At 66.2% G+C, this 14,029-nt stretch carries 1 protein-coding gene; it reads left to right on the top strand.

What is annotated here, in order from left to right; genetic code table 11:
* Position 1: 1 nt before the first annotated feature.
* Positions 2–14,029, top strand: a complete 14,028-nt coding sequence (locus OSC50_RS14020; RefSeq protein ID WP_266248928.1) for a non-ribosomal peptide synthase/polyketide synthase — start codon at positions 2–4, stop codon at positions 14,027–14,029.

Below are 14,029 nucleotides of genomic sequence, written 5' to 3'. Positions count from 1 at the left end.
AATGAATGCTGAAGACTCCTTGAAACTTGCTCGCCGGTTTATCGGGTTGCCCCTGGAAAAACGCCAGAGGTTCCTGCAGGCCTTACAGACAGAAGGCGTGGAGTTTTCGCGGTTTCCGATTCCGGCCGGGGTGCAGGCGGAAGATCGCCAGGCGTTGTCCTACGCGCAGCAGCGCATGTGGTTTCTTTGGCAATTGGACCCGACCAGTGGCGCGTACAACCTGCCGGGCGCGGTGCGGCTCACGGGGGCCTTGAGCCTGCGGGCCATGGAACAGGCGTTCGCCAGTCTGGTCGAGCGCCACGAAACCCTGCGCACGGTGTTTCAGCGTCAGGCTGATGAACGCTTGTCGCAGGTGGGCATCGAGCCCTCGGTGGCGGTGGAGCAGCTCGACCTGAGCGACCTGCCGCTGGCCGAGCGGGAGCAGGCGGTGAGCGCCGCGGCGGTGCGCCAGTCGCTGTTACCGTTCGATCTGGAACACGGTCCGCTGCTGCGCGTGCAACTGCTGAAGCTCGCCGAGCGGGAGCATGTGCTGCTGCTGACCCTGCACCATATCGTCTCCGACGGTTGGTCGATGAACGTGCTGATCGACGAATTCATCCGCAGCTACGACGCCTACGAACGCAACGAAACACCCCGACTGCCGCCGCTGCCGATCCAATACAGCGACTACGCCCTGTGGCAGCGCCGCTGGATGGAAGCGGGGGAGCAGGCGCGGCAACTGGATTACTGGCAGGCGCGCCTGGGGGATGAGCACCCGGTGCTGGAACTGCCCACCGACCGTCCGCGCCCGGCCATGCCCAGCTATCAGGGCACTCGCCATCACTTCGCGATTGATGCGGACCTTGCCGCGCAATTGCGTCGCTGCGCTCAACAGCACAACGTGACCCTGTTCATGCTGCTGCTCGGTGCGTTCAACGTGCTGTTGCATCGCTACAGCGGCCAGGGCGATATCCGCGTCGGCGTGCCGATCGCCAACCGCAACCGCACGGAAGTCGAAGGGCTGATCGGCTTCTTCGTCAACACCCAGGTACTGCGCACCGAATTGACCGGGCAAACCCGCGTCGCCGAACTGCTGCAAGCCATCAAGGAACATGCCCTCGGCGCCCAGGCCCACCAGGAATTGCCCTTCGAACGCCTGGTGGAAGCGCTGCACGTCGAACGCAGCCTGAGCCATACGCCGCTGTTCCAGGTGATGTACAACCACCAACCGGTGGTGGCCGACATCGCTTCGGTCAGCACTGCCTCGGGCCTGGAGCTGGCCCTGGTGGAGTGGCAAGGCCGTACCACCCAGTTCGACCTGACCCTGGACACCTTTGAAAAATCCGGCACCCTGCACGCCGCGCTGACCTACGCCAACGACCTGTTCGACGCGCCGTCCGTCGAGCGTATGGCCCGCCACTGGATCAGCCTGCTGCACGCCATGGTGGGCGATGGCGAGCAGCGTATCGGCGAGTTGCCGATGCTGGACGCCGACGAACTCCAACGCGTGATCCACACCTGGAACCAGACCGCGCAAACCTATCCCACCGAGCGCGGCATCCACCACCTGATCGAAGATCAAGTACGCGCCACCCCTGATGCGCCGGCCTTGCAGTTCGGCGATACCACCCTGAGCTATGCCCAGCTCGATGGCCGCGCCAACCAGTTGGCCCACGCGCTGGTCGAGCAGGGCGTCGGTCCCGATGTGCTGGTGGGGATCTGCGTCGAGCGCTCGATGGAAATGGTCATCGGCCTGCTGGCGATTCTCAAGGCGGGCGGCGCCTATGTGCCGCTCGACCCCGAATACCCCCAGGAGCGCCTGGCCTACATGCTTGAAGACAGCGGCGTCCAACTGCTGCTTACCCAGCAGAGCCTGCTGCCGTCGTTGCCCACTGCGGGTATCCGAGCGATTGCCCTCGATCAGCCTGCCGAGTGGCTGGAGGACTACAGCAGCGCATCGCCCGAAGTGAGCGTGCACGCGCTGAACCTGGCCTACGTGATCTACACCTCCGGCTCCACCGGCAAACCCAAGGGGGCCGGTAACAGCCATCGCGCGTTGGTCAACCGTCTGTGCTGGATGCAGCAAGCCTACGGGCTGGATGGGAGTGACGCGGTCCTGCAGAAAACCCCGTTCAGCTTTGACGTGTCGGTGTGGGAGTTCTTCTGGCCGCTGATGACCGGCGCGCGCCTGGTGGTCGCGGCTCCTGGCGAGCACCGCGAACCGGCGTGCTTGATCGAAACCATCGGCCGTCACGCCATCACCACGGTGCACTTCGTGCCGTCGATGCTGCAGGCGTTTATCCACGAGCCGGGCGTGCAGGCCTGCGCGAGCCTCAAGCGCATCGTGTGCAGCGGCGAAGCCTTGCCGCTGGAGGCGCAGCAACAGGTGTTCGCCAAGCTGCCGGCGGCCAATCTGTACAACCTCTACGGCCCGACCGAAGCCGCCATCGACGTGACCCATTGGACCTGCGTCGATGAAGGCGCCGACTGCGTGCCCATCGGCCGTCCCATCGCCAATCTCGGCACCTATGTGCTCGACGCCCAACTCAACCCGGTGCCCGCCGGCGTGTCCGGCGAGCTGTACCTGGGCGGCACCGGCCTGGCCCGCAGTTACCATCGCCGTGCGGCGCTGACCGCCGAGCGCTTTGTGCCCAGCCCGTTCGGCGACGGCACGCGTCTGTACCGCACCGGCGACCGCGTGCGCCAGCGTGCCACCGGGGTGATCGAATACCTGGGGCGTCTCGACCATCAGGTCAAGCTGCGCGGCCTGCGGATCGAACTGGGGGAAATCGAAACGCGCCTGTTGCAGCACCCATCGGTGCGTGAAGCCGTGGTGCTGGTGCAGGGCGGCAAGCAATTGGTGGCCTATCTGGTTCTCCAAGGTGACGCGCCGGACGATCTTAAGGACTGGTTGCTCAACAGCCTGCCGGAGTACATGGTGCCGACCCACTGGGTACACCTGGACAAGCTGCCGGTGACCGCGAACGGCAAGCTCGACCGCAAAGCCTTGCCGCAGCCGGATGCTGCGCCGCAGCAGGTCTACAGCGCGCCGGAAAACCCTCTGCAACAGGCGCTGGCGGCAATCTGGAGCGACGTGCTCGGCGTGCCCCAGGTCGGCCTGGACGATAACTTTTTCGAACTGGGCGGCGATTCGATCATCTCCATTCAGGTGGTCAGCCGCGCCCGTCAGGCCGGCATCCGCCTCAGCCCGCGCGACCTGTTCCAATACCAGAGCGTGCGCAGTCTCGCGCGCGTGGCGAGCTTTGAGCAATTGGCGCTGATCGACCAAGGGCCTGTCAGCGGCGACGTGATCGTTACCCCAGTGCAGGCCGGCTTCTTCGAGCAGGCGATCCCGGCGCGTCATCACTGGAACCAATCGCTGCTGCTGACCCCACGGGAAGCCTTGGCACCGGCACGCCTGGAAGCGGCCCTGACCCAGTTGATCAATCACCACGATGCCTTGCGCCTGCGCTTCGTCGAGCGGGACGGCCAGTGGCTGCAATGGCATGCCGCGCCGGTCACTGATGCGGCGCTATGGCAAACCCAGGTCGCCGACGACAGCGAACTGGCCGCCGTGTGCGATGAAGCCCAGCGCAGCCTGGAGCTGGAACACGGCCCTTTGCTGCGCGCCACCTTGGCGACGCTGGCCGATGGTACGCAGCGGCTGTTGCTGGTGGTCCATCACCTGGTGGTCGATGGCGTGTCCTGGCGCGTGCTGCTGGAGGATCTGCAACAGGCTTATCGCCACGCCGCACTGCCGGCCAAGACCAGCGCCTACCAACGCTGGGCGCAGCAATTGCAGGCCCATGCACTGACCCTCGACGCGCAACTGCCGTACTGGCAGGCGCAGACCATGGCGGCGGATCTGCCCTGCGACAACCCTCATGGCGGCCTGCAGAACCGCCTGGGCCGCACCCTCGAAATCCGCCTCGACGCCGAGCACACCCGGCGACTCCTGCAGGATGCCCCGGCGGCCTATCGCACCCAGGTCAACGACCTGTTGCTGACCGCCCTGGCGCGGGTCATCAGCCGCTGGAGCCAGCAGCCTGCGGCGCTGATCCAATTGGAAGGTCATGGCCGCGAAGACCTGTTCGACGATCTCGACCTGAGCCGCACCGTCGGTTGGTTCACCAGTCTGTTCCCACTGCGCCTGCAGGCCGGCGGCGAGTTGTCGAGCGCCATCAAGGCAGTCAAGGAGCAACTGCGCGCCGTGCCGCACAAAGGCATCGGCTACGGCCTGCTGCGCTACCTCGGCACCCCGGCCGCGCGCCAAAGCCTGGCGAGCCAGGTCGCGCCGCGCATCACGTTCAACTACCTGGGCCAATTCGACCGCCAGTTCGATGCGTCGGCGCTGTTCGTCCCTTCGACGCAGGGCGGCGGTCAGGCCCAGGACCCCGAGGCCCCGCTGGCCAACTGGCTGACCGTGGAAGGGCAGGTGTACGGCGGTGAGTTGGCGTTGCGCTGGGGCTTCAGCAGCGACATGTACGACGTGGCGACCATCCAGCGTCTGGCGAACGAGTATGCCGTCGAACTCAAGGCCGTGATCGAACAATGCTGTGCCACGCCGGCCGGGCAGGTCACGCCGTCCGACTTCCCACTGGCGCGCCTGAGCCAGGCGCAACTGGAGGCGTTGCCCGTGGCGGGGCCGCAGATTGCCGATCTCTACCCGCTGTCGCCGATGCAGCAGGGCATGCTGTTCCATACCTTGTACGAGCCCCAGGCCCAGGCCTACATCAACCAATTGCGCCTGGATATCCAAGGCCTGGACCTGCTGGCCTTCGGGCGCGCCTGGCAGGCCGCTCTGGACCGCCATGACATCCCGCGCAGCAGCTTTCACTGGCTGGGCCTGGACAGTGCCCATCAACTGATCCAGCGTCAGGTCGACCTGCAGTTGCAGGTGATCGAAGACACGGGCGCCGACCTGGATGCATTGGCCGATGCTGAACGCGACAGGGGCTTTGCCCTCGACGCGGCGCCGCTGTTTCGCCTGATGCTGGTGCGCGGCGCCGGCAATGCATGGCACCTGATTTTCACCAGTCACCACATCCTGATGGATGGCTGGAGTAACGCCCAATTGCTCGCCGAAGTGATCGCTCACTATGCCGGCCACGCAGTGCCTGCGCCGACGGGGCAGTTCCGCGATTACCTCGGCTGGCTGCAGCAACAACCCAGCGGCGAAGCGTTCTGGAAAGCGGCCTTGGCACCTCTTGAGGCGCCGACTCTGCTGGCCGATGCGCTGCGTGTGCCCGTCAACGGCAGCGGCATGGCCGATTACCCCATGGTGCTGGACGCCGACTTCACCCGCGCCCTCGGCGAGTTCGCCCGCACTCATAAAATCACCCTCAATACCCTGCTGCAGGGGGCTTGGGCCTTGCTGTTGCAGCGCTATACCGGCCAGGCCTGCGTCGCCTTCGGCGCCACGGTCGCCGGGCGCTCGGCGCCGTTGCCGGGGATCGAGCAGCAGTTGGGCCTGTTTATCAATACGTTGCCGATGGTCAGCGCGGCGTCGCCGGCACAGTCGGCCGCCGATTGGCTCAGCGAGTTGCAAACCCTCAACTTGAGCCTGCGCGATCACGAACACGTACCGCTCTATGACATTCAAGGCTGGGCCGGCCAGCAGGGCGCGCTGTTCGACACGCTGCTGGTGTTCGAAAACTTCCCGGTGGCCGACGCCCTCAAGCAGGGTGCGCCCGCCGGGCTGACTTTCGGCCCGTTGCATAACCACGAGCGGACCCATTACTCGCTGACCCTTGGCATCGAGCTGGGCGCGAGCCTGCGTCTGGAGTTCAGCTACGACCGCGCGCGTTTCAGTGCCGAGCAAGTCAGCCGACTCGGCGCCAACCTGCGGCACCTGCTGGTGCAACTGCTCGCCGATGCCCGGGCACCGTTGGGCAGCCTGCACCTGCTGGCGCCCGACACCCGGCGCGAACTGCTCGCCTGCAGCCGATCGCCTGCCGCCGCGCAGTGCAGCGCGCGCGTGCACGAACGCATCGCCGTCCAGGCCGCCAGCACCCCTGACGCACTGGCAGTGCAGGCGGGCGATGTGCGGTTGAGCTACGCACAACTCAACGCGCGGGCCAACCGCCTGGCCCATCGTCTGCTGGCGCTTGGCGTCGGCCCTGGCCAGCGCGTGGGCCTGGCGTGCCGCCGGGGTCCGCAACTGATCGTCAGCCTGCTGGCAGTGCTCAAGAGCGGCGCGGCCTACGTGCCGCTGGACCCCAAATACCCCGCCGAACGCCTGGCCTATATGCTGGCCGACAGTCGCTTGAACCTGCTGCTCAGCGAAACCGGGCTGCTGGCCGACCTGCCGCTGCCCCAGGGCCTGACCCGCCTGGACTTCAGCGCCGAAGGGGCGGAGCTGGCGGGCTACCCGGCGGTCAATCCGCCCAACCATGCCGCTGCCGCCGACCTGGCCTATGTGATCTACACCTCCGGTTCCACCGGCCAACCCAAGGGCGTGGCCATCGATCATGCCGCCCTCGGCCAGTTCTGCGACAGCGCCTCGGTCTACAGCCAGTTGCGTCGCGATGATCGTGTGCTGCAGTTCGCCACGTTCAGCTTCGACGGGTTTGTCGAGCAGTGCTACCCGCCGCTGTGCAGGGGCGCGGCGCTGATCATGCGTGGTGATGAGTTGTGGGATGCCGGACAACTGGCGCGGGAAATCGTCGAGCAGGACGTGACCCTGGCCGACCTGCCCGCAGCATACTGGTACTTGTTGGCCAAGGAGTGCGCCATGGATGGCCGCACGCTGGGTAAGCTGCGCCAGGTGCATGTGGGCGGCGAGGCGATGTCGGTGGAAGGGCTGCGCGCCTGGCACGCCGCCGGGCTGGGGCAGGTGCGCCTGGTTAATACCTACGGGCCGACCGAGGCCACGGTGGTGTCCAGCGTGCACACCTGCCACCTTGCGGATGCCAACGAAGCGTACGGCGTGCCGATTGGCCGCGCCACCGAAGGGCGCGCACTGTATGTGCTCGACAGTGCCTTCGACCTGCTCGGCGGTGAAGGCGTCGGCGAGCTGTGCATCGGCGCCGAAGCCGGCCTGGCCCAGGGCTACTTCGACCGCCCGGCGCTGACCGCCGAGCGCTTCCTTCCGGACCCGTTTTCCAGCACGCCGGGCGCGCGGCTCTACCGCAGCGCAGACCTGGCCCGCCGCAACGCAGCGGGTGACCTGGAGTATGTGGGGCGTATCGACCATCAAGTCAAAGTGCGCGGTTTCCGGATCGAAATGGGCGAGATCGAAGCTCACCTGCAAGCCCTGCCGCAGGTGCGCGAGGCCGCCGTGATCGCCCGGCCGAGCGCGACCGGTGCGCAGTTGGTCGCTTATGTGGTGCCCGCCCTGGCGCAGGCGCTGGATACCCAGGCCCTGGCGACGATCCTGCAACGGTCGCTGCCGGACTACATGGTGCCGGCGCATTGGGTAGTGCTCGACGCGCTGCCCCTGAACCCCAGCGGCAAACTCGATCGCCGCGCGTTGCCGGCCCCGGACCTGAGCCCATCGCGCCAGGCCTATCGCGCCGCGCAGACCGCGCTGCAAATGCAACTGGCCGCGATCTGGCAGGCAGTGCTGCAGGTCGAGGCGGTGGGGTTGGATGACCATTTCTTCGAACGCGGCGGGCACTCCTTGCTGGCCACCCAGGTGATTTCCCGGGTGCGCCATGACCTTAAGCTGGAAGTACCGCTGCGCGTGCTGTTCGAACAGCCGACGCTGGAAGCGTTCGCCGTGGCGTGCGCGGGCGTGCAGGCCGATACCGCGCCGCCGATGGTTGCGGTGTCGCGTGAGCGGCCGCTGGCGCTGTCCTATGCCCAGGAGCGGCAATGGTTCCTGTGGCAACTGGACCCGACCAGCGCGGCCTACCATGTGCCGATGGCCCTGCACCTGCGTGGCCAGCTGGATACTCCGGCGCTGGAGCGCGCGTGCCTGGCCCTGGTGCAGCGGCATGAACCGTTGCGCACGACGTTTCGGGAGGCGGGCGAGCAGGTGTGGCAAGTCATCCACCCGCAGGCTGGGGTTGCAGTCGAACACCAGCGCGTTGCGCCGGCGTCGCTCGCACACAGCGTCGCGCAGGAAATTCAACGGCCCTTTGACCTGGTCGATGGTCCGTTGATGCGCGTCAAACTGCTGCAAGTCGACCCCGATCACCACGTGCTGGTAATCACCCAACACCACATCATTTCCGATGGCTGGTCGATGCAGGTGATGGTCGACGAACTGCTCGCGTTGTATCAGGGTCAGGCCCCATTACCGGCGCTGCCGCTTCAGTATGCCGACTACGCCGCGTGGCAACGCGACTGGATGGCGGCCGGCGAAAAGCAACGTCAACTCGATTACTGGTGCCGCCGCCTGGGCAGCGAACACGCGCTGCTGGAACTGCCGCTGGACCATCCGCGCCCGGCGGTGCAGAGCCATCGCGGCGCTCGGCGACAGGTGCCGCTCGACCGCGCGCTGGTGGCCGATCTCAAGGCCCTCGCACAGCGTCAGGACGTTACCCTGTTTGTGCTGTTGCTGGCCGCGTTCCAGGCGTTGCTGCACCGCTACAGCGGCCAATCCGAGATTCGCGTAGGCGTGCCGATCGCCAACCGCAATCGCCTGGAAACCGAGCGTCTGATCGGCTTCTTCGTCAACACCCAGGTGTTGCAGGCCCAGGTGCAGGGGCAGATGGGGTTCGACCGGTTGCTGGCCCAGGTCAAGCAGCGCGCGCTGGAAGCCCAGGCCCATCAGGATCTGCCGTTCGAGCAACTGGTGGAGGCCCTGCAACCGCAGCGCAGCCTGAGCCACAACCCGCTGTTCCAGGTGATGTTCAATCATCAGGACAGCCTGCGCGCCGGCCCGCCGCAGTTGCCCGGCCTGGAACTGCAGCCGTTGGACTGGGCCGGTCACACGACCCAGTTCGACCTGAACCTGGAAACCGAGGAGTCGGCTGCCGGGCTCTGGGCGTCGCTCACGTACGCCACCGATCTGTTCGAGGCGGCCACCATCGAGCGCCTGGCCGAACATTGGCAGAACCTGCTGCGCGCGGTCGTGCGCGATGTCTCCCAGGCCGTGGACGACCTGGCGATACTCAGCGCGCCTCAATGGCAGCAGAGCATCGAGGACTGGAATCACAGCGCGGTCGACTACCCGCGGACGCAGTGTGTGCATCAGTTGTTCGAAGCCAAGGCCCAGGCACAGCCGGCGGCCATCGCGCTGCAGTTCAACGACGAGACGCTGAGCTACGGTGAGCTCAATCGTCGCGCCAACCGCCTGGCCCATCGCCTGATCGCCGCCGGCGTCGGCCCGGACGTGCTGGTGGCGGTGCATGTGGAGCGCTGCGCGGAGATGGTGGTCAGCCTGCTGGCGACCCTCAAGGCCGGTGGCGCCTATGTGCCGCTGGACCCGCAATTTCCGGCGCAACGCCTGGCCTTTATGCTGCAAGACAGCCACGCCCGGGTGTTGTTGACCCAGGCGCACTTGCACGATCGCCTGGCGCAATCCCAGGGCCTGCAGGTGCTGCTGGTCGACGACGCCGGCGGTGCCGAGCACAACCCGACGGTTCACGTCACACCGCAACACCTGGCCTACGTGATCTACACCTCGGGCTCCACCGGCAAGCCCAAGGGCGTGATGGTGCGACACGAGGCCCTGTGCAGTTTTACCTGCGGCATGGCCGGCACGCTGGAAATTGCGGCCGACGCGCGAATGCTGTCGCTGACCACGTTCTCGTTCGACATTTTTGCCCTGGAGCTGTACGTGCCGTTGAGCGTCGGCGCCACGCTGCTGTTGGGCGAACAGGCCCTGGCGCTCGATCCCGAGGCGATCCTCGACCTGGCGCACTCCCAGCGCGCCAACGTGCTGCAAGCCACGCCATCGACGTGGCGCATGTTGCTGGAAAGCCCGCGCGCGCCTCTGCTGCGCGGCATCAAGAGCCTGTGCGGCGGTGAAGCGTTGTCGGCCGATCTGTCCCAGCGCCTGCTCGACCTGCAGGGCCCGGTGTGGAACCTGTATGGCCCCACCGAAACCACCATCTGGTCGGCGGCGCATCGCCTGCTGCAGGCGCAGCCGTTTATTGGACGGCCCATCGCCAACACCCAGCTGTTCATCCTCAATGCCGGGCTGTCGCCCAACCCGGTCGGTGCCCCCGGCGAACTGCTGATCGGCGGGGCGGGCCTGGCACGCGGTTACCATGCGCGGCCGGCGCTGACGGCCGAACGCTTTGTGCCCAACCCCTATGGTGCGCCGGGCGAACGCCTGTATCGCACCGGCGATCTGGCGCGCTATCGCGCCGACGGCGTGGTGGCGTATATCGGCCGGGTCGATCATCAGGTCAAGGTGCGGGGTTTCCGTATCGAACTCGGTGAAATCGAAGCGTGCCTGCGCGATTTCGAGGCCGTGCGCGAGGCCGTGGTGCTGGCCGATAACGACCGTCTGATCGCTTATCTGGTGACGGCGACGCCACAGCCGGCCGAGGTTTATAAGGCAGCGTTGCGCACGCGTTTGCCGGACTACATGGTGCCCGCGCACCTGGTCTTCCTCGACAGCCTGCCTCTGACCCCCAACGGCAAGCTCGACCGCAAAGCGCTGCCCAAGGCTGACGCCGGTCTGTCGGGCGGTGCCTACGTCGCACCGGTGACCGCACGCCAGCAGACAATCGCGGCGATCTGGGCTGAGGTGCTGGAACTGCCTCGGGTGAGCCTGGACGATCACTTCTTCGAATCGGGTGGGCACTCATTACTGGCCACTCGCGTGGTCTCGCGGGTGCGTCAGGCGCTGGGGGTGGAAGTGGCGCTCAAGCGGCTGTTCGAACAGCCCGTGCTGAGTGACTTCGTGAATGCACTGGGCGAGGAGGGCGTACGCGCTCCGGCGTTGCTGCCCGCCGACCGCCAGCAGCCAGTACCGCTGTCCTACGCCCAGGAACGCCAGTGGTTCCTTTGGCAACTGGATCCGCAAAGCGCGGCGTACCACATCCCCAGTGCCTTGCGTTTGAAAGGCGCGCTGGACCTGGCTGCGCTGCAACGCAGTTTCGACGCCTTGCTGGCGCGGCATGAAAGCCTGCGCACCCATATACGCCAGGACGCCGCCGGCACCGTGCAGGTAATCGAGGCGCGGGTGCGGATTGAAATCGAGCGGGTCGATATCGATGAAGCCGCGCTCACGGCACGGGTCGCCGAGACCGTCGCACGGCCGTTCGACCTGCTGCGTGGGCCGCTGCTGCGCGTGCAATTGCTGCGCCTGGCGGCGCAGGAGCATGTGCTGGTGCTGGTGCAGCACCATATCGTCTCCGATGGCTGGTCGATGCAACTGCTGGTCGAGGAGCTCGTTCAGCTGTATGCCGCCTTCAGCCAGGGCCATACCGCGCAGTTGCCGGCATTGCCGATCCAGTACGCAGATTACGCCGTGTGGCAGCGCGGCTGGATGGACGCAGGCGAGAAAGACCGCCAACTGGCGTACTGGCGCGAGCAGTTGGGCGGCGTGCAGCCGGTGCTGGAGTTGCCGTTTGACTATCAGCGCCCGGCGCTGCCAAGCCATCGCGGCGCGCGCCTGAGCGTTGCGCTGTCGGGCCCGCTGCTGGCGGGCCTGCGCAGCCTCGCGCAACGCAGTGCAGCAACCTTGCCGATGGTGTTGCTGGCGTCCTACCAAGCCTTGCTGCACCGTTACAGTGGCCAGGAAGATGTGCGCATCGGCGTGCCGATTGCCAACCGCAATCGCCTGGAAACCGAAGGGCTGATCGGCTTTTTCGTCAATACCCAGGTGCTCAAGGCCGATGTCCATGGGCAAATGAGCGTGGCGCAGCTGTTGCAACAGACTCGTCAGCGTTCCCTGGAAGCTCAGGCCCATCAGGACCTGCCGTTCGAGCAACTGGTGGAAGCCTTGCAGCCTGAACGCAGCATGAGCCTCAGCCCGCTGTTCCAAGTGATGTTCAACCACCGCATGAGCGCTGCCGAGCGCCATCTGCAGCGCCTCACCGAATTGGAGGTCGACGTACTGAGCTGGGACGAACACGTGGCCCAATTCGACCTGGCGCTGGACGTGGAAGAAAGTTCGACCCTGCTGCGTGCTTCCCTGAGCTACGCGACTGACCTGTTTGCCCCTGCAACCATTGAGCGCATGGCCAGCCACTGGCTGAATCTGTTGCAAGCGATGGTGGCCGACCCGCAGCAAAGCCTGAGCCAATTGAACCTGCTGGACGCCCACGAGCGGCAGCAGATCCTGGCGTTGTGGGACCGCACCGATTCCGGTTTCTCGGCCGGGCACCTGGTGCATGAGTTGTTCGCCGATCGTGCGCGGGAAAATCCCGGCGCCGTGGCGGTGAAATTCGCTACGCAGACCCTCACCTATGGCGAGCTGGACAGCCAGGCCAATCGCCTGGCCCACGCCCTGATCGCCCGTGGCATCGGCGCGGAAGTGCGCGTAGCCATCGCCATGCCGCGCAGTGCCGAGAGCATGGTGGCGTTCCTGGCGGTCATGAAAGCCGGTGGTGTGTATGTGCCGCTGGATATCGAATACCCGCGCGACCGCCTGCTGTACATGCTGCAGGATAGCCATGCGCAGTTGCTGCTGACTCACAGCAGCGCGTTGCCGCAGTTGCCGATGGTCGAGGGTTTGCAAACACTGGCTATCGACCATACCGACGCCTGGGCCGATCAACGCGCCACCGCGCCAGACATCGCACTGGACGGCGACAACCTGGCCTACGTGATCTACACCTCCGGCTCCACCGGCCTGCCCAAGGGCGTGGCGGTGGCGCACGGCCCGTTGGTGGCGCATATCATCGCCACCGGCGAGCGCTACGAAACCGGCCCCGACGACTGCGAGCTGCACTTTATGTCGTTCGCCTTCGACGGCTCCCACGAAGGCTGGATGCACCCGCTGATCAACGGCGCCAGCGTGCTGATCCGCGACGACAGCCTATGGTTGCCGGAGTACACCTACGAGCAGATGCACCGCCACCACGTGACCATGGCGGTGTTCCCGCCGGTGTACCTGCAACAGCTGGCCGAGCATGCCGAGCGCGACGGCAACCCGCCGAATGTACGCGTGTACTGCTTTGGCGGCGATGCAGTGGCCCAGGCCAGCTATGACCTGGCCTGGCGCGCGCTCAAACCGACCTACCTGTTCAACGGCTACGGCCCGACCGAAACCGTGGTCACGCCGTTGCTATGGAAGGCCCGCCGAGGCGACCCCTGCGGCGCGGTGTATGCGCCGATCGGCACGTTGCTGGGCAACCGCAGCGGCTACGTCCTGGACGCGCAACTCAACCTGCAACCGATCGGCGTGGCCGGCGAGCTGTACCTGGGCGGCGAGGGCGTGGCGCGCGGTTATCTGGACCGCCCGGCGCTGACCGCCGAACGCTTCGTGCCGGACCCGTTCGGCAAGCCCGGCAGCCGCGTATACCGCAGCGGCGACCTGACCCGTGGCCGCCCGGATGGGGTGGTGGATTATCTGGGCCGCGTTGACCATCAGGTGAAAATCCGAGGCTTCCGTATCGAGCTGGGCGAGATCGAAGCACGCCTGCGCGAACAGGACAGTGTCGGCGAAACCGTGGTGGTGGCCCACGACGGCCCGTCCGGTAAACAACTGGTGGCCTATGTGGTGCCGACCCGTGCCACCGACGACAGCGCATTGCGCGACACCCTGCGCCGGGCCCTGAAAGCGCGCCTGCCGGATTACATGGTGCCCACGCACTTTATGTTCCTGGAGCACATGCCCCTGACCCCCAACGGCAAGCTCGACCGCAAGGGCCTGCCGGAGCCGGACGTGAGCCTGATGCAACAGGCCTACGTAGCCCCCGAAACCGAACTGGAGCAGCAGATCGCCGCGATCTGGGCCCAGGTGCTGCACCTGCCCCAGGTGGGACTCAACGACAACTTCTTCGAGGTGGGCGGGCATTCGCTGCTGGCAATCCAGATCACCTCGCGGGTGCAGGCCGAGCTGGGTCTGGACGTGCCGCTGGTGGAAGTGTTCCAGACCGAAACCCTGTGTGCCTATGTCCAGGCCGCAGCCACCTTCCGTGCCGGCAGCGCGGAAGATTTTGACGACCTTCGTGACTTCTTGAGCGAACTAGAGGCGATTTGA

This window comes from Pseudomonas quebecensis, assembly GCF_026410085.1.
GTDB lineage: Bacteria > Pseudomonadota > Gammaproteobacteria > Pseudomonadales > Pseudomonadaceae > Aquipseudomonas > Aquipseudomonas quebecensis.
This window is presented reverse-complemented; position numbering and strand designations above follow the sequence as displayed.